Genomic DNA, 16608 nt, shown 5'->3' on the forward strand with positions numbered 1-16608 from the left:
AACGCATGCTGCGTCGCCCATTGCCGGGCGACGTGCGAGCGCACTTGCAAATCGGCTGTTTTTGCGTCCTCATGATTGCAGGTGCACTCACGGTGTTGCGGAGCATGTTGTGAGAAATCCGTACGAGGTTCTTGGCGTTGCCCCGACGGCGTCTTCAGTCGATATCCAGAAGGCCTATCGAAAGCTGGCGAAGAAGCTGCATCCGGATCTCAATCCGGGTGACAAGGCGGCCGAGGAAAAGTTCAAGGAAGTCGCTGCGGCAAACGACCTGCTCTCGGATGCCGACAAGCGCAAGCGCTTCGACGCCGGCGAGATCGACGCCAGCGGCGCCGAGCGGCCGCAGCATCGCTACTACCGGGATTTCGCCACTGCGGATGGGGAGCATCCCTACGCCGACAGTTCCGGTTATGCCGACTACATGGATCAGGACGACGCGTTCGCCGAATTGCTTCGGCGCAGCGAGCAGGCACGCGCCAACCGTCGCGGCCGCGACCTGCACTATAGCCTCGCGATCGATTTCGCGGAGTCGATCACCGGTGCGAGCAAGCGCCTGACGCTTCCCGACGGCGGCACGCTCGATGTGACGATCCCGCCGGGACTGATCGACGGCCAGGTCATTCGTCTGCGTGGCAAGGGCATGCCCGGCAGCGGCAAGGGCGGTCCCGGCGACGCGCTGATCGAGGTCGAGGTGCGGCCCGATCCGCGCTTCACCCGCGAGGGCGACGACATCTCGCTGGAATTGCCGATCTCGCTGTCGGAGGCTGTGCTCGGCGGCAAGGTCAACGTTCCGACGCCAACCGGCGCGGTCACCATGACGGTTCCGAAGGGCTCGAACACCGGCACGACGATGCGGTTGCGCGGCAAGGGCGCGCCCAAGGTCGGCGGCGGTCACGGCGATGAGTTCGTCAAGCTCAAGGTGGTCCTGCCCAAGGGACCCGATCCCGCGCTCGAGGCGTTCGTGTCGAGCTGGGATCGCAAGGGATTCAATCCACGCGATGATGGTGCATCATGAACAAGCAGCAGTTCCTGATCGATGCGGGTCTGGAGGTGCAGACCCTGGAGTTCTGGATCGAGCAGCAATGGCTCGTTCCGGACGAGACCATGCACGAGATCAGCTTTTCCGATACCGACCTGGCGCGCGCGCATCTGATCCGGGATCTGAAGGGCGATTTCGGCGTCAACGACGAGGGCATCGACGTCATCCTCCATCTGGTCGACCAGCTGCACGGGCTGCGCCGTGCGTTCGAAGAATTGCACAAGGATATCGCGTCATCGCCGCGCTAGCCGCCTCGCTTGCGGCGAACCTCAGTCCCGGGAGACGATCATGACGGACAAGCCGACGCCGCTGGCCCATGGCGAGATCGATGTTCTCATCCTGCAGGCGCTGGTACGCAAGCTGATCGCAAAGGGCGTGCTGACGCCGGACGACGTCCGCGCGATGCTGTTCGAGGCCGCGAAAACCTCGACCTTGTCGGCAGCGAGCTGACGACGGAAGCCGCCAACATCATCGTACAGGAAGATCTGGCGCCGGCATTCCTCGGCGGCTAAAGCATGATCCGGAAAAGTGGAAGCCGGTTTTCCCTCGCGACAAACGCGAAGCGTTTGCGCGGAGATCATGCGCAAACAAAGAGACGTCAGGTCTGGCCGCTGCGGTTGGAGACCAGCCGGATTTGCGTGATCTGGTCGGCATTGCCGGCAAGATAGGACTGCGCGTCGCCTACCAGACGCTCGATCGCCGCGGCGTCATAGCTCGGATGACGGGTGTTCAGATGTAGATCGGTCTCGATCTGCATCACATTGGTCGTGGCATCGGCGCCGATCTCGATCGAGAACGACACCAACGAAACGTGCGGGCTCTTGAACGCCATGTCCTGATCTCCTTTCGTCGCGCAGTGGGCGCCGTTACCTCAGGCTGCGGAATCTTCCCTTGCGCTCGCAGCATTTTGCGTGACCGCACCTGAGTGCCTGCGGTCGAGCTCCTCGATCATGCCGCGGGCGATCTCGCGCTCGCCCATGATCACGATGTCGGCCCCGAGCCCCTTCAGATGATCGACCTCGGCGTCGGAATGCGCGCGCGCGATGATCTGGATGTCGGCATTGGCGGCGCGCGCCTGCTCGACGATCTGCCCGGCCTCGAACGCTTCGGGAATCGCAATGACCAGCGATCGCGCGCCGGCCGGATTGGTCGCGCGCAGCACGCTGGCGCGCGCGGCGTTGCCCATCAGGGCTTCGATGCCGCGTTGCCTGAGTCTTGCGACCATGTCGTCGGACGCCTCGACCGCGAGGAATGGCGCGTTGCGCTGATGCAGGGCATCGCCCACGATGCTGCCGACCCGGCCGTAGCCGACCAGGATGGTGTGATCCTGCAAGTCGGTGACCGGGATCGCCTCGGAGGTCGCGGCGGTCGGCGCGGCGGCCTGCGGTTTCTCGAGCCGCGAGGTCAGCCAGTCGACCACCGCGAACACCAGCGGGTTGAGCATGATCGAGAAGATCGCGCCGGCCAGGATCAGGTCGCGGCCGGCCTTCGGCAGCAGATTGAGGGCAACGCCGAGCTCCGCCAGGATGAAGGAGAATTCGCCGATCTGAGCGAGGCTCGCCGAGATCATCAGGGCGGTCGCCATCGGATGGCGGAACAGCACGACGATCAAGAGCGCAGCGAGCGACTTGCCGACCACGATGACGAACAGCGTTGCGAGAAACGGCCACGGCTCGCGCACCACGCTGAGCGGATCGAACAGCATGCCGACGGAGACGAAGAACAGCACCGCGAACGCGTCGCGCAGCGGCAGGGTTTCCTGGGCGGCGCGCTGGCTCAGCGGCGATTCCCGCAGCATCATCCCGGCGAAGAAAGCGCCAAGCGCCAGCGACACCCCGAACAGCTTGGTGGCGCCGAACGCGATGCAGAGCGCGATCGCGAGCACGGCCAGCCGGAACAGCTCCCGCGACCCGGTATGCGCGATGTAGTGCAGGGCCCACGGGATCAGCCGGCGTCCGACCACCAGCATCAGCGCGATGAACACGGCGATCTTGATCAGCGTCAGCGCCAGCACGCCGGTCAGCCCGAGGCCGAAGCGGGCGGCGAGCGGATCGGAGGTAAGTGCCGCGCCATCGCCGCCCTGGAAGCTCGCAACCGCCGGGAACAGCACCAGCGCGAGCACCATGGCGAGGTCCTCGACGATCAGCCAGCCGACCGCAATCTTGCCGCGTTCGGTGTCCATCAGGCGGCGCTCCTGCAGCGCGCGCAACAGCACGACGGTACTTGCGACCGACAGCGCGAGCCCGAACACCAGGCCGGCACCGATGGTCCAGCCCATCACCAGCGCGAGGCCGAGGCCCAAAAGTGTGGCGACCGCAATCTGCGCAATCGCGCCGGGCACCGCGATCGCGCGCACCGACAGCAGATCGTTCAGCGAGAAATGCAGACCGACGCCGAACATCAGGAGGATGATACCGAGCTCGGCGAGCTCGGTGGCCAGCGCCTGATCGGCGACGAAGCCGGGCGTGAACGGACCCACGGCGACGCCCGCGATGAGATAACCGACCAGTGGCGGAACCCGAAAGCGCTGCGCGATGGTTCCGAAGACGAAGGCGAGTCCGAGGCCCGCGACGACGGTCGCGATCAGAGGTGTGTCATGCGGCATTTCGCCTTGTCGCACAGCATGGTTGGCGGTGCACCGCGACCATTTGAGGCGCGGCATTCCGCGCGCGAAATCGTGATCTATTGCTCATGGCGTGAGCATATGATCTCATGTCGGGATGGATCCGCGGCTGCCCGAGACCGATCTGGTCATCTTCGACTGCGACGGCGTGCTCGTCGACAGCGAGGAATTGAGCTGCCGCTGCCTCGCCGAGGCGATGGTGAAGGCCGGCATCGAGATGAGCACCGAGCGGGCGCTCGAACTCTTCCTCGGGCGCAGCACCACGGCCCTGGTCGACTATTGCCGGGGCGTGGGCAAACCGTTGCCCGCGACCTTCTTGCCTCAACTGGCGCACCAGGTGCGCGAGACCTTCCGCTCGCAGCTCCAGCCGATTGCGGGCATCGCCGCTGTGCTCGCGGAATTGCATCTGCCGTATTGTGTCGCTTCATCGAGCGATCTTGACCGCGTGAGGTTCTCGCTGGAACTGACCGGTCTTGCGGCGAGCTTCGGACAGCGGCTCTACACCGCACAGATGGTCGAGCACGGCAAGCCGGCGCCGGATCTATTCCTGTTTGCCGCCGGCAAAATGGGAGCCGAGCCGCGCCGCACGCTGGTCATCGAGGACAGCGTCAGCGGGGTGACGGCGGCAAAGGCCGCGGCGATGAAAGTGTGGGGATTTGTCGGCGGCGCCCACTATCGGTTGACGGATGGCAGTGCTCTGTTGAAGCAGGCTGGGGCGGATCGAATCTTCGCCGCGATGACCGATTTCTGGAACGAAGGCTGACGCACGATCATGGCTGCGCCCGACAACGAAAAGTCTCGCCTCGACGATGCGGCGCGCGCCGGCTGGCTGTATTTCATCGCGGGCCACACCCAGGACGAGATTGCAAAAATGCTGCAGGTGTCGCGTGCCTCGGCGCAGCGCCTGGTGTCGCTGTGTCTTGCGGAGCGGCTGATCACGTTTCGTCTCGAGCACCCCATTGCGGCCTGCATGGAGCTGGCATCGCGGCTGAAGGCGCGGTTCGATCTGGTACATTGCGACGTCGTGCCTTCAGATCCGGCGGCGCCGCTGTCGAATGCAGGGATCGCTGAACGCAGCGCCAATCTGCTGGAGCTGACGCTGCGCTCGGAGACGCCTGTCATCGTCGCGCTCGGCACCGGCCGCGCGGTGCGCGCCGCGGTCGAGCGGGTCTCGCCGATCGAGCGGCCCGATCATCAGATCGTCTCGCTGGTCGGCAACATCTCCGCCGACGGCTCGGCGAGCTTCTACGACACGGTCGGACGGCTCGCCGACCGCACCGGTGCGCGGCATTACCCGATGCCGCTGCCGTTCCTGATGTCGAGCGAGGACGAGCGCAACCGCATGATCCGGATCGATCCGATCGCGCGGGTGAGGGCGGTCGCCGCCAAGGCCGATCTGCGGCTGATCGGCATCGGCCAGATGGACCAGAAGGCCCAGGTCCATGTCGACGGCTTCGTCACCCGCGAAGAATTGCTGGAGATGATGCGGCTCGGCGCGGTCGGCGAGGTGACCGGCTGGGCCTATGACGCCAAGGGCCGCCTGATCAAGGGCGGCACCAACAAACGGCTGACCAGCATTCCGCCGCAGATCCCCGCGGTATCGACCACGATTGCCGCAGCCGTCGGCGCCGCCAAGGTGCCGTCGATCAGAGCCGCGCTGGCGGGCCGGGTGATCAACGGCCTCATCACGGATGAGGCGACCGCACGTGCGGTGCTGGATCGCTAGGCGCGTTCTTCGCTACCGCAAAAAACTCCATTCCAGGCTGTGGTGGAACCTGCAATCGCGCGGGACTGCGCAGTCGCGTGCTTGACAAATTTTAACGACGGGATGAACATACGCTCAACACGTGGGCATATGCTCAACGTGACATAAGGGAGGTCACCTTGAAAAACGTCCTTTGCGCCGTTGCGGGCGCGGCTGCTCTTTTGATCTCTGCCCCCTCGATCGCCCAGACCACGTTGACGGTGGCGACCGTCAACAACAGCGACATGATCCGCATGCAGGGGCTCACCAGCGAATTCACCGCGAAGAACCCCGACATATCAGTGAAATGGGTGACGCTCGAGGAGAACGTGCTGCGCCAGCGCGTGACCACCGACATCGCCACCAAGGGCGGCCAATTCGACGTGCTCACCATCGGCACCTACGAGGTGCCGATCTGGGCCAAGAAGAGCTGGCTGGTGCCGCTCGACAAGCTCGGCGCCGACTACGACGTTGGCGACCTGCTGCCGAAGATCAAGGATGCCGTCTCGGTCGACGGCAAGCTCTATGCCGCGCCGTTCTACGGCGAGAGCTCGATGGTGATGTATCGCACCGACCTGTTCGACAAGGCCGGCCTGAAGATGCCGGAAAGCCCGACCTGGGACTTCGTGGTCGATGCCGCCAAGAAGCTGACCGACAAGTCGGGCGGCGTCTATGGCATCTGCCTGCGCGGCAAGGCCGGCTGGGGCGAGAACATGGCGTTCCTGACCGCGATGTCCAACTCGTTCGGCGCGCGTTGGTTCGACGAGAAGTGGGAGCCGCAGTTCAATTCGCCGGAATGGAAGAAGACGCTGACGACCTATGTCGACCTGATGAAGCAGGCCGGACCTCCCGGCGCCTCGTCCAACGGGTTCAACGAGAACCTCGCGCTGTTCAGCGCCGGCAAATGCGCGATGTGGATCGATGCCACGGTGGCGGCGTCCATGGTGACCAACCCGAAGGATTCCAAGGTTGCCGACAAGGTCGGCTTCGCGCTGGCGCCGAACACCGGGCTCGGCAAGAACGCCAATTGGCTGTGGGCATGGAGCCTCGCGATTCCTGCCGGCTCGAAGAAGGTCGAGGCGGCCGAGAAGTTCATCGCCTGGGCGACCAGCAAGGACTACACCAAGCTCGTCGCGGACAAGCAGGGCTGGGCCGCCGCACCTCCCGGAACACGCACCTCGCTCTACAAGAATCCCGACTATCTGAAGGCCGCACCGTTCGCCAAGATGACGCTGGCCTCGATCGATGCGGCTGACCCCAGCCATCCGACCGTCAAGCCGGTGCCTTACGTCGGCGTGCAGTACGCGGCGATCCCTGAATTCCAGGGCATCGGCACCCAGGTCGGCCAGCAGTTCTCGGCCGCGTTGTCCGGTTCGACCACCGTCGATGCGGCGCTCTCGGCTGCGCAGTCCGCGACCGAGCGCGAGATGAAGCGCGCGGGCTATCTGAAGTAAGCCACGCGCGACTCGATAGCCAAGGCGTGTCAAACGCCTTGGTCGCCCGACCAGCTTAGACCTCCCGAGCTGGGCTACTTGCGACCATCCTGTCCCGCAGCGGGATGGTCGCTCCTTTCCTTAAGAAGGAGGCGGGGATGGCGACCCAGCAGACCCAACTGCTCGCACGCACGCTGCTCACGCCCGCCGTGGCGCTGCTGTTCATCTGGATGATCGTGCCGCTGGCGCTCACGATCTACTTCGCGACCCTGCATTACAATCTGCTCGATCCCGGCTCCGAATCCTTCGTCGGGCTGGAGAACTTCCGCTACTTCCTCACCGATCCGGCCTTCCTCGCCTCGTTGCAGAACACCCTGGTGCTGGTCGGCTCGGTGCTCGCGATCACGATCATCCTCGGCGTGCCGCTGGCGCTCTTGCTCGACCAGCAGGTCGTCGGGCTCTCGATCGTCCGCCTGATGGTGATCGCGCCGTTCTTCGTCATGCCGACGGTGAGCGCGCTGGTCTGGAAGAACCTCCTGATGCATCCGGTGTCAGGCCTGTTCGCCTGGATCGCACACCTGTTCGGGCTGCCGGCGATCGACTGGTTCAATGATGCGCCGCTGTTCTCGGTGATCCTGATCATCTCCTGGCAGTGGCTGCCGTTCGCGACCCTGATCCTGCTCACCGCACTGCAATCGCTCGACGAGGAGCAGAAGGAGGCCGCCGAGATGGACGGCGCGAGCGCGATCTCGACCTTCATCTACATCACGCTGCCGCATCTGGCTCGACCGATCACGGTGGTGATCCTGATCGAGACCATCTTCCTGCTCACGGTGTTCGCGGAGATCTTCGTCACCACCGGCGGCGGCCCCGGCCTGCAGACCACCAACATCGCCTTCCTGATCTACTCGCAGGCGCTGATCCAGTACGACGTCGGCAGCGCCTCGGCGGGCGGCTTGGTCGCGGTGGTGCTCGCCAACATCGTCGCATTCTTCCTCGTTCGCATCGTCGGCCGGAATCTGGAGGCGTAACGTCATGGCGCGGATGGTCACGACCCGGAACAAGGTGATCTCGACAGCGGCGGCCTGGCTGGTCGGCTTCCTGATCTTCTTCCCGATCCTCTGGATGGTGCTGGCGAGCTTCAAGACCGAGCTCGAAGCCTTCGCCATCCCGCCGTCGTTCCTGTTCTTCCACTGGACGACGGAGAACTACGTCACGGTGCAGGAGCGCAGCGACTACGTCCACCACGCGCTCAACTCGATCATCATCGCCGGCGGCTCGACACTGATCGCGATGCTGATCGCGATTCCAGCGGCGTGGTCGATGGCGTTCTCGCCGACCAAGCGGACCAAGGACGTCTTGCTCTGGATGCTCTCCACCAAGATGATGCCGCCGGTCGGCGTGCTGGTGCCGATCTACCTGATCTATCGGAATTTCGGCCTGCTCGACACTCGAACCGGGCTCGTCTTCATCCTGTGCCTCGGCAATCTGCCGATCGTGATCTGGATGTTGTTCACCTATTTCAAGGAGATCCCGAAGGACATTCTCGAGGCGGCACGGATGGACGGTGCCACGATCGGGCGGGAGCTGATCTATGTGCTGACGCCGATGGCGGTGCCGGGGCTGGCCTCGACCTTGCTGCTCAATCTGATCCTGGCGTGGAACGAGGCGTTCTGGACCCTCAATTTGTCGACGCTCGAGGCCGCACCGCTCACCGTGTTCATCGCATCCTATTCCAGCCCGGAAGGCTTGTTCTGGGCGAAATTGTCGGCGGCGTCGACGCTCGCGATCGCGCCCATTCTCGTGCTCGGCTGGTTCAGTCAGCGGCAACTCGTCCGCGGCCTGACCTTCGGCGCGGTCAAGTAGCAGAAAGGCTTCGCCATGGGTCAGATTACGCTGCAGGGTGTGCAAAAATCATTCGGGCCGGTCCACATCATCAAGGGGGCCGACCTCGAGATCACCGACGGCTCCTTCGTCGTCTTCGTCGGTCCGTCAGGTTGCGGCAAGACCACGCTGCTGCGGTTGATCGCGGGCCTCGAGGACGTCACCGGCGGCGCCATCCTGATCGACGGCCGCAACGTGGTCGACGTGCCGCCGGCCAAGCGCGGGCTGTCGATGGTGTTCCAGTCCTACGCGCTCTATCCGCATATGAGCGTGCGCGGCAACATCGCCTTCGGCCTGAAGATGGCCGGCATCGCCAAGGACGAGATCAACCGCAAGGTCGAGGCCGCCGCGGCCACCCTCAACCTGACGCCTTATCTCGAGCGCAAGCCGCGCGAGCTCTCCGGCGGCCAGCGCCAGCGGGTTGCGATCGGGCGCGCCATCGTACGCGAGCCGAAGGCGTTCCTGTTCGACGAACCGCTGTCGAATCTCGACGCCGCGCTGCGGGTGCAGATGCGGCTCGAGGTGACGCGGTTGCAGAAGCAGCTCGGCACCACGGCGATCTACGTCACCCACGACCAGGTCGAGGCCATGACCATGGCCGACAAGATCGTGGTGCTGAACGGCGGCAAGATCGAGCAATATGGCTCGCCGCTCGAGCTCTATGAGAAGCCTAACAACCTGTTCGTCGCCGGCTTCATCGGTTCGCCGAAGATGAATTTCGTCACCGGCGAGCTCGCCAAGCAGCAGGGCGCGACCACCATCGGCGTGCGGCCCGAGCATTTGAAGGTCGAGCGCGACGGGCAGGGCGGCTGGCACGGCACGGTCGCGGTCGCCGAGCATCTCGGCAGCGACACCTTCCTCTATGTTGACGCGGGGCCGCAGGGGATGCTGACCGCGCGCTATGTCGGCGAGCTCGACCTGCATCCCGGCGACAAGGTGTCGCTGATCCCGGATCCGGCGCGCATCCATCGTTTCGACGACGGCGGAAAATCGATCCACGCGTAAGGAAGAAGAAAATGTATCTCGAAAAATTCAGGCTCGGCGGCAAGACCGCCATCATCACCGGCGCCGGTCAGGGCATCGGGCTCGCCTGCGCCGAGGCGCTGGCGGAAGCCGGCGCCAAGGTCATCATCGGCGACCGCGACGCCAAGGCGGCCCACGACGCGCAGGCGGAGCTGAAGGCCAAGGGCTTCGACGCCGATATCGCGCTGATGGACGTGACCGATTCCGGGCGCGTCTCGGCAGTCGCCGACGAACTGGTCCGCAAGTACGGCAAGGTCGATATCCTCGTCAATAATGCCGGCATCGCGCGCAGCGAGACGCCGGCCGAGACGGTGACCGACGAGCACTGGCTCAACGTCATCGACGTCAATCTGAACGGCACCTTCTGGTGCTGCCGCGCGTTCGGCAATCACATGCTCAAGGCGAAGTCCGGCACCATCGTCAACGTCGGCTCGATGTCCGGCTTCATCGTCAACAAGCCGCAGGAGCAATGCTTCTACAACGCGTCCAAGGCCGCGGTGCATCATCTCACCAAATCGCTCGCCGCCGAATGGGGCGCGCGCGGGGTCCGCGTCAACGCCGTGGCGCCGACCTATATCGAGACCCCGCTGAACGCCTTCGTGAAGAACAGCCCGCGCATGTACGACGCCTGGATCGGTGGAACCCCGATGGCGCGGATGGGGCAGGTCGATGAGATCGCCTCCGTGGTGCTGTTCCTCGCCTCCGAGGCGGCGAGCCTGATGACCGGAAGCATCGTTCTGGTCGATGGCGGCTACACTTGCTGGTAGGATCGCGCCGGACATAACGGAGCGGCCATGCGGCAAGCCTATATCGGGGTGGACGTTGGGAGCACCAGCGCCCGGGCGGGGGTATTCGACGAGGCCGGCAAGCTATTGGGTTCGGCCCGGCATTCGATCCGGGTCTGGCACGAGCCCGGCGACATCGTCGAGCAATCGTCCGATGACATCTGGGCGGCCTGCGTGACCTCCGTGCGTCACGCGATGCGGGAGGCTGCGGTCGCGGCCGAACAGGTCAAGGGCATCGGTTTCGATGCGACCTGCTCGCTGGTCGTGCTCGACAGAGCAGGCCGGCCGCTCACCGTCAGCCCGTCCGGCGATCCCGCACGCAATGTCGTGGTCTGGATGGATCACCGCGCGATGGACGAGACCGAGTTCGTCAACGCGACCGGCGACCGCGTGCTGCGCTATGTCGGCGGCGCGATCTCGCCGGAGATGGAGATCCCGAAGATCCTCTGGCTGAAGCGGCATCTGCCCGCGACGTTCGAGGCAGCCGGTCACTTCTTCGATCTCGCCGACTATCTCTCGTTCCGCGCTACTGGCTCGCTGGCGCGCTCGACCTGCACGGTCACCTGCAAATGGACCTATGTGGCCGGCGAGGGCGGCTGGAGCGAATCGTTCCTGAAGCGCGTCGGGCTCGAGGAGCTCGCCGCCGATCGCTTTGCCCGGATCGGCACCGAGATCGTGCCGCCGGGCTCGCCGCTCGGCCGCGGGCTCTCGCAAGATGCCGCGCGCGATCTCGGCCTCGTGCCGGGAACCGCGGTCGGCGCCTCGCTGATCGATGCCCATGCCGGTGGCGTCGGCGCGATCGGCGGCCGTGACGGGTCAGGCGCCGACGTCGATGTCTGCCAGCGACTGGCCTACATCATGGGAACGTCGGCTTGCATCATGGCGACCACGGTCGATCCTTGCTTCGTGCCCGGCGTCTGGGGCCCGTATTTCGAAGGCATGGTGCCGGGCTTCTGGCTGAACGAGGGCGGTCAATCGGCGGCGGGTGCCGCGATCGATCATCTGCTCAAATCGCATCCGGCGCATGCCGAGGTCTCGCTCGCTGCGAAGAACGACGGCGTCGATGTCATCGAGTACCTCGAAAAGCGCATCCTGGCGCGCAGCGGCAATGCCGGCGCGGCCGCGCTGCTCGCGCGCAACGTTCATGTCCTGCCGGAATTCCTCGGCAACCGTTCGCCCTATGCCGATCCCGGCTCGCGCGCCGTGATCGCCGGGCTCGATCTCGACACCGATGTGTCGGCGCTGGAGCGGCTGTTCATCGCCGGCCTGTGCGGGCTGGCCTATGGCCTTGCCGACGTCATCGAGGCGCTGCAGGCCCACGGCGTCAGCGGCAAGACCATCGTGATCGGGGGCGGCGCGAGCCGCAGCCCCCTGGTGCGCCAGATCATGGCCGACACCACTGGCTACACGGTGGCGTTGCCGCAGACGCAAGAACCCGTCTTGCTCGGCGCCGCCATGCTGGGCGCGGTCGCCAGCGGTGCGCACAATTCGATCAATGCGGCGATGGCCGGCATGTCGGCGCTCGGGCGGTTGAGCGAGCCGACCAGGCCCGAGCTTGCCGATTTCCACCGCAAGAAGCGCGGCGTGCACAAGATGCTGCGCCAGCTCGATCGCGACAGCCGCGAGGCGATGAAGCGGGCGCCCGGCGCGGCGCCTGGTTGAGGTGTTTGCATGCTGCTGAGTTGCGGAGATGCGCTGATCGATTTCCTGCCGTCGCGGACGGCGGATGGACGCGAGGCCCTGACGCCCGCGGTCGGCGGCTCTTGCCTCAACATCGCAGTCGGGATGGCACGCCTCGACGTTCCCACCGGCTTTGTCGGCGGCATCTCGACCGACACCTTCGGCCGGATGATCGCCGATCATGCCGCGGCGTCCGGTGTCGATCTTAGCCGCGCGACGCGCAGCGATCGCCAGGCTACGCTGGCCTTTGCGCGGGTGACGGGCACCGAGACGCAATATGCTTTCTATGACGCCGACACCGCATCGCGGAACTGGACCTATCGGCGCGAGGCGATCGCGCTTGACGGCGTCACGTGCCTGCACACCGGCTCGACCACGCTGGTCCATGACAAGGGTGCGGCCGAGACGCTGGCCTTCATCGAGCATGCGCGGGCGAAGGTGACGATCTCGCTCGATCCGAACTGCCGGCCGAACCTCGTCAAGGACAAGGACGCCTATCGCGCCCGCATGCTGGCATTCTGCGGCAAGGCGGATATCGTGAAGATGTCCGACGTCGACTTCGCCTATCTGTTCGGTGATGAGGCCTATGCGGCGCGGGCCGAGGCGCTGCTGTCCGGCGGGGCGTCGCTCGTCGTCATCACGCGCGGCAATGATGGCGCCTCTGCCTGGCATCGCGAGGCCGGACCGATCGAGGTCGCATCGCCGGTGGTGGCCGTCGTGGATACGATCGGCGCCGGCGACAGTTTTCAGGCCGCGCTGCTCGCCGCGTTGCATCGGCTGGATCGGATCGCGCGAGCGCAACTGCGCGAGATCAGCGCGGCCGAACTCACGCGCGCGCTGTCGTTTGCCTGCAAATGCGCCGCCTTTACCTGCACACGCGCGGGCGCCGATCCGCCGCGGAGCCGGGAGTTGCCCGCGGGCACTTGGTAGGCCATGCGCGACCGTCGCCGCGCCACGTGCCATCATGCGCGCGAGGCGATGGACTTGACGCATCCGGCGCGGCACGATGCGGGTCGTCGACCGCGTCCAATACGAGCCCGTTCCCAAGATGAGCGAAGATCTTTGCCTGCTGCCTGCCGTTGAGCTTCGTGCGCGCATCGCCCGCAAGGAAGTCTCTCCCGTCGAGCTCACCGCCGCCGTGCTGGCCCGCGCCGAGCGGCTGCAGCCCGAATTGAACTGCTTCATCACGCTGTGCGGCGACGAGGCGATGGTGCAGGCGAAGGCCGCGGAGCGGCAGGTCATGGCCGGCGAGCCGCTCGGCCTGCTCCACGGCATCCCGTTCACCGTGAAGGACATCGTCAGCACCAAAGGCGTACGAACGACCTTCGGTGCGGTGCCGTACCGGAACAATGTGCCCGATCATGATGCGGTGGCGGTGGCCCGGCTCCGTGCGCAGGGCGGAATATTGATCGGCAAGACCACGACGCCGGAGTTCGGCAGCAAGTGCCTGACCGATTCGCCGCTGTTCGGCCGAACCCGCAATGCCTGGAGCGCCGAGCGTTCCAGCGGCGGTTCCAGCGGCGGCGCGGCCGTGGCAGTCGCGAGCGGGATCGCGCCGCTGGCGGTTGCGACCGATGGCGGCGGCTCGACCCGGATTCCCGCCGCCTGCAACGGCGTGGTCGGGATCAAGCAGAGCAATGGCGTGATCCCGCACAGCCAGGTGCAGGACGCCTTCGGCAACCAGACCTATGTCACGCCGACCACGCGCACCGTGGCCGACACCGCGCTGATGATGCAGGCGATGGCCGGCGAGGATCCGTCCGATCCCTGGTCGATCGGCGTGCCGGTGCCCGACTATCTCGATCGCGCGGCGCCGCGCGGCGATCTCCGGGGCACGCGGGTGCTGTACTGCCTGTCTCCGCCGGGCCGCCCGGTGACATCAGACGTTGCCGCTGACTTCAAGGCGAGCCTCGATCGGCTGGTCGGTCTCGGTGCTGAACTCGAGGAATTCTCCGGTGAAGGATTCGACATCGAGCCGATCTGGCGCGCCATCAATCACACCGTCTGGCGCACCCGCTTCGAGAAGCTCGCGGCCGATCATCCTGATGACCTCAGCCCCACCTTCCTGAAGCAGCTCGCGCTGGCCGCAAAGGTCAGCGGCGTCGAGTACCAGCAGGCGATGTTCGACCGCACCGCGCTATTCCGCCGCGTGCAGGCGCTGCTTGCGCGCGGCGACCTGTTGGCGATGCCGACGCTGACCCGCACGGCGCTGCCGATCGATCAGGATCTGTTCGGCACCATCGACATCGACGGCCAGAGCTTCGACAGCGTGCGGCCGCACTGGTTTCCCTGGACCATGCTGTTCAACATGACTGGGCATCCCGCGGTCAGCGTCCCCTCGGGCTTCGGCCGCGACGGCCTGCCGATCGGCCTGCATCTGGTCGCCCGCTTCCGGGCCGATGCGGAACTCTTGCGCGTCGCGGCGCTGTTCGAACAGGCGAGCGATCTGCTCGGCCGCTGGCCGGCGCTGAAATCATGAATGGTGCGGCGAAGGGCTTGCATTCGTTCGCGAACATGTTGAAACCTGCTGCCTGTTCCCAATCCTTCGGGCGGGCATGAGCGTATTCTTCCTGCGGCGGATCCTGACCCTGGTGGCGACGCTGTTCGCGGCCTCGCTGATCATTTTCCTGGTGCTCGACGCGCTGCCCGGCAATGCCGCGCAGATGCTGATGGGCGCCGACGCCTCGCCCGATGCGGTGCGCGCGCTCACCGTCAAGCTCGGCCTCGACCAGCCGCTCACGGTTCGCTATTTGCTCTGGATCAAGGGCATGGCGGTCGGCGACCTCGGTAACAGCTACGTCTATGGCACGCCGGTGGCCGGCCTGATCGCGGAGCGGCTGGTGCTAACCATCCCGCTCGCGATCATGTCGATGCTGATCACGGTGGTGCTGGCGCTGTCCGCCGGCATCTACACCGCGGCCAACCACAACAAGCTCGGCGATGTCGGCGTGATGTCGCTGACTCAGATTGGCATCGCGCTGCCGAATTTCTGGTTCGCGATCCTGTTGATCCTGCTGTTCTCGGTGAAGCTGCAATTGCTGTCCGCCGGCGGATTTGCCGGCTGGGATGACGGCGTCTGGGTTGGAATCAAGTCGCTGCTGCTGCCCGCGATCTCGCTCGCCGTGGTGCAGGCCGCGATCCTCGCCCGTGTGACCCGCTCCGCCGTACTGGAGGTGCTGCGCGAGGACTTTGTGCGTACCGCGCGTGCCAAGGGGCTCGGCAAGCGCGAGGTGCTGTGGCGCCATGTGCTGCGCAACGCCATGATCCCGGTCATGACTGTCATGGGGCTGCAATTCGCCAATCTGCTCGCCGGCACCATCGTGATCGAGAATGTGTTCTATCTGCCGGGCCTCGGCCGGCTGATCTTCCAGTCGATCGCCAACCGAGACCTGATCGTGGTGCGCAACTGCGTGATGCTGCTGGCTGCAATGGTCGTGACAGTCAATTTCGTGGTCGATGTGCTCTATGCCTTCATCGATCCGCGCATCAAGGTCGCTAACCTGTGAGCGCGCCGCTGACCGCATCCGCCGGCGCGCCGGCACTCGCACCCGGCGCAAGGCCTGCGACCGGCTTCTGGCGCCGCGCGCTGCGTCATCGCAGCTTCGTCCTCGGCGCGGTGCTCAGCCTCGTTGTGCTCGGCGCGGCGCTGCTGTCGCTGGTCTGGACGCCGTGGTCGGCCTACGACATCGACGTCGCATCGAAGCTGCACCCGCCGTCGGCGGCGCACTGGCTCGGCACCGACGTGCTCGGCCGCGACATCGTCTCGCTGATGCTGGTCGGGGCGCGCTCCACCATCATGGTCGGTGTCATCGCGGTCGGCATCGGCCTGACCTTCGGCGTTGGCCTCGGCCTGATCGCGGCGGCCTGCAAGGGCTGGACCGAGGAGCTCATCATGCGGATGAGCGACTTCACCTTCGCTTTCCCTGCGGTGCTGTCGGCCATCATGCTGGCCGCGGTCGCGGGCCCCGGCATGGTGACGTCGATCACCGCGATCGGCATCTTCCAGATCCCGACCTTCGTCCGCGTCACCCGCGGCTCGGCCAATGCGATCTGGGCCCGCGAATTCGTGCTGGCCGCGCGCGCCGCGGGCAAGGGCTCATTCCGCATCACGATCGAGCACGTGCTGCCGAACATCCTGTCGATCCTGATCGTGCAGGCGACGATCCAGTTCGCGCTCGCGATCCTCGCCGAGGCCGCGCTGTCCTATCTCGGGCTCGGCACGCAGCCGCCGCAGCCGTCCTGGGGCCGCATGCTCAATGACGCGCAGACCCTGCTGTTCCAGTCGCCGATGCTCGCGGTCTATCCCGGTGTTGCGATCGCGATCGCGGTGCTCGGTCTCAATTTGCTCGGTGACGGCTTGCGCGATCTGCTCGACCCCCGTCTGGCGCGGGAGCGTTGAG

17 protein-coding genes are annotated in these 16608 nt (G+C 65.7%); 15 read left to right on the forward strand and 2 right to left on the reverse strand.

Annotated elements, in window-relative coordinates; translation table 11 throughout:
- Positions 1-109: 109 nt before the first annotated feature.
- From ACOIX3_RS07650 to ACOIX3_RS07660, 3 genes are read left to right on the forward strand one after another with little or no spacing between them, the layout of a single operon-like run.
- Positions 110-1012: a DnaJ C-terminal domain-containing protein gene (locus ACOIX3_RS07650; protein WP_420969139.1), complete on the forward strand. Its 903-nt coding sequence runs from the start codon at positions 110-112 to the stop codon at positions 1010-1012.
- Positions 1009-1284 (forward strand): chaperone modulator CbpM, encoded by a 276-nt coding sequence (locus tag ACOIX3_RS07655; protein WP_420969140.1) that lies wholly within the window; start codon positions 1009-1011, stop codon positions 1282-1284. Before ACOIX3_RS07650 ends, ACOIX3_RS07655 begins: the two co-directional genes overlap by 4 nt.
- Positions 1285-1324: 40 nt before the next feature.
- The gene (locus ACOIX3_RS07660; protein WP_420969141.1) at positions 1325-1486 is read left to right on the forward strand and encodes a hypothetical protein; all 162 of its coding nucleotides are present in this window, start codon (positions 1325-1327) and stop codon (positions 1484-1486) included.
- A 148-nt stretch (positions 1487-1634) separates the two neighbouring features.
- Here the strand turns inward: ACOIX3_RS07660 and ACOIX3_RS07665 are convergent, their stop codons facing one another.
- Positions 1635-1868 (reverse strand): hypothetical protein, encoded by a 234-nt coding sequence (locus ACOIX3_RS07665; protein ID WP_420969142.1) that lies wholly within the window; start codon positions 1866-1868, stop codon positions 1635-1637.
- Positions 1869-1907: 39 nt separating this feature from the next.
- On the reverse strand, positions 1908-3641 hold the full coding sequence (gene ybaL, locus ACOIX3_RS07670) for a YbaL family putative K(+) efflux transporter (RefSeq protein ID WP_420969143.1): 1734 nt from the start codon (positions 3639-3641) through the stop codon (positions 1908-1910).
- Between the two features lie 115 nt (positions 3642-3756).
- Between ybaL and ACOIX3_RS07675 the strand changes: the two genes are divergently transcribed.
- The 12 genes from ACOIX3_RS07675 to ACOIX3_RS07730 all read left to right on the forward strand — a co-directional run bounded on the left by ACOIX3_RS07675 (position 3757) and on the right by ACOIX3_RS07730 (position 16607).
- The gene (locus ACOIX3_RS07675) at positions 3757-4422 is read left to right on the forward strand and encodes an HAD family hydrolase (RefSeq protein WP_420969144.1); all 666 of its coding nucleotides are present in this window, start codon (positions 3757-3759) and stop codon (positions 4420-4422) included.
- 9 nt (positions 4423-4431) lie between these two features.
- Positions 4432-5385, forward strand: a complete 954-nt coding sequence (locus ACOIX3_RS07680; RefSeq protein ID WP_420969145.1) for a sugar-binding transcriptional regulator — start codon at positions 4432-4434, stop codon at positions 5383-5385.
- Between the two features lie 158 nt (positions 5386-5543).
- Positions 5544-6857, forward strand: coding sequence for an ABC transporter substrate-binding protein (locus ACOIX3_RS07685; protein ID WP_420969146.1), 1314 nt, complete (start codon positions 5544-5546; stop codon positions 6855-6857).
- A gap of 137 nt (positions 6858-6994) precedes the next feature.
- The gene (locus ACOIX3_RS07690) at positions 6995-7867 is read left to right on the forward strand and encodes a carbohydrate ABC transporter permease (RefSeq protein WP_024583852.1); all 873 of its coding nucleotides are present in this window, start codon (positions 6995-6997) and stop codon (positions 7865-7867) included.
- Between the two features lie 4 nt (positions 7868-7871).
- Positions 7872-8702: a carbohydrate ABC transporter permease gene (locus ACOIX3_RS07695; protein WP_420969147.1), complete on the forward strand. Its 831-nt coding sequence runs from the start codon at positions 7872-7874 to the stop codon at positions 8700-8702.
- Positions 8703-8717: 15 nt separating this feature from the next.
- Positions 8718-9725 carry an ABC transporter ATP-binding protein gene (locus ACOIX3_RS07700; protein ID WP_420969148.1) on the forward strand — a complete coding sequence of 336 codons (1008 nt, stop codon included), beginning with the start codon at positions 8718-8720 and terminating at the stop codon, positions 9723-9725.
- An 11-nt stretch (positions 9726-9736) separates the two neighbouring features.
- Positions 9737-10510 (forward strand): SDR family NAD(P)-dependent oxidoreductase, encoded by a 774-nt coding sequence (locus tag ACOIX3_RS07705; RefSeq protein WP_375776801.1) that lies wholly within the window; start codon positions 9737-9739, stop codon positions 10508-10510.
- Positions 10511-10537: 27 nt separating this feature from the next.
- The gene (locus ACOIX3_RS07710) at positions 10538-12190 is read left to right on the forward strand and encodes an FGGY-family carbohydrate kinase (RefSeq protein WP_420969149.1); all 1653 of its coding nucleotides are present in this window, start codon (positions 10538-10540) and stop codon (positions 12188-12190) included.
- Between the two features lie 9 nt (positions 12191-12199).
- Positions 12200-13138 carry a carbohydrate kinase family protein gene (locus ACOIX3_RS07715; RefSeq protein ID WP_420969150.1) on the forward strand — a complete coding sequence of 313 codons (939 nt, stop codon included), beginning with the start codon at positions 12200-12202 and terminating at the stop codon, positions 13136-13138.
- A 118-nt stretch (positions 13139-13256) separates the two neighbouring features.
- Positions 13257-14687, forward strand: coding sequence for an amidase (locus tag ACOIX3_RS07720; protein ID WP_420969151.1), 1431 nt, complete (start codon positions 13257-13259; stop codon positions 14685-14687).
- A 76-nt stretch (positions 14688-14763) separates the two neighbouring features.
- Complete coding sequence (locus tag ACOIX3_RS07725; protein WP_420969152.1) at positions 14764-15714, forward strand: ABC transporter permease; 951 nt, start codon at positions 14764-14766, stop codon at positions 15712-15714.
- Positions 15711-16607: an ABC transporter permease gene (locus ACOIX3_RS07730; RefSeq protein ID WP_420969153.1), complete on the forward strand. Its 897-nt coding sequence runs from the start codon at positions 15711-15713 to the stop codon at positions 16605-16607. The genes ACOIX3_RS07725 and ACOIX3_RS07730 overlap by 4 nt, the downstream gene beginning before the upstream one ends.
- The last annotated feature ends 1 nt before the right edge of the window (position 16608 follow it).

The sequence above is a fragment of the Bradyrhizobium sp. B120 genome, from assembly GCF_049075665.1.
GTDB lineage: Bacteria > Pseudomonadota > Alphaproteobacteria > Rhizobiales > Xanthobacteraceae > Bradyrhizobium.

Excerpts from the sequence above, each read along its gene's own strand:
- ACOIX3_RS07655 (WP_420969140.1), top strand. The coding sequence starts at position 1,009 with ATGAACAAGCAGCAGTTCCTGATCGATGCGGGTCTGGAGGTGCAGACC.
- ACOIX3_RS07660 (WP_420969141.1), top strand. The coding sequence starts at position 1,325 with ATGACGGACAAGCCGACGCCGCTGGCCCATGGCGAGATCGATGTTCTC.
- ACOIX3_RS07665 (WP_420969142.1), bottom strand. The coding sequence starts at position 1,868 with ATGGCGTTCAAGAGCCCGCACGTTTCGTTGGTGTCGTTCTCGATCGAG.
- ybaL (WP_420969143.1), bottom strand. The coding sequence starts at position 3,641 with ATGCCGCATGACACACCTCTGATCGCGACCGTCGTCGCGGGCCTCGGA.
- ACOIX3_RS07675 (WP_420969144.1), top strand. The coding sequence starts at position 3,757 with ATGGATCCGCGGCTGCCCGAGACCGATCTGGTCATCTTCGACTGCGAC.
- ACOIX3_RS07680 (WP_420969145.1), top strand. The coding sequence starts at position 4,432 with ATGGCTGCGCCCGACAACGAAAAGTCTCGCCTCGACGATGCGGCGCGC.
- ACOIX3_RS07690 (WP_024583852.1), top strand. The coding sequence starts at position 6,995 with ATGGCGACCCAGCAGACCCAACTGCTCGCACGCACGCTGCTCACGCCC.
- ACOIX3_RS07695 (WP_420969147.1), top strand. The coding sequence starts at position 7,872 with ATGGCGCGGATGGTCACGACCCGGAACAAGGTGATCTCGACAGCGGCG.
- ACOIX3_RS07700 (WP_420969148.1), top strand. The coding sequence starts at position 8,718 with ATGGGTCAGATTACGCTGCAGGGTGTGCAAAAATCATTCGGGCCGGTC.
- ACOIX3_RS07705 (WP_375776801.1), top strand. The coding sequence starts at position 9,737 with ATGTATCTCGAAAAATTCAGGCTCGGCGGCAAGACCGCCATCATCACC.
- ACOIX3_RS07710 (WP_420969149.1), top strand. The coding sequence starts at position 10,538 with ATGCGGCAAGCCTATATCGGGGTGGACGTTGGGAGCACCAGCGCCCGG.
- ACOIX3_RS07715 (WP_420969150.1), top strand. The coding sequence starts at position 12,200 with ATGCTGCTGAGTTGCGGAGATGCGCTGATCGATTTCCTGCCGTCGCGG.
- ACOIX3_RS07720 (WP_420969151.1), top strand. The coding sequence starts at position 13,257 with ATGAGCGAAGATCTTTGCCTGCTGCCTGCCGTTGAGCTTCGTGCGCGC.
- ACOIX3_RS07725 (WP_420969152.1), top strand. The coding sequence starts at position 14,764 with ATGAGCGTATTCTTCCTGCGGCGGATCCTGACCCTGGTGGCGACGCTG.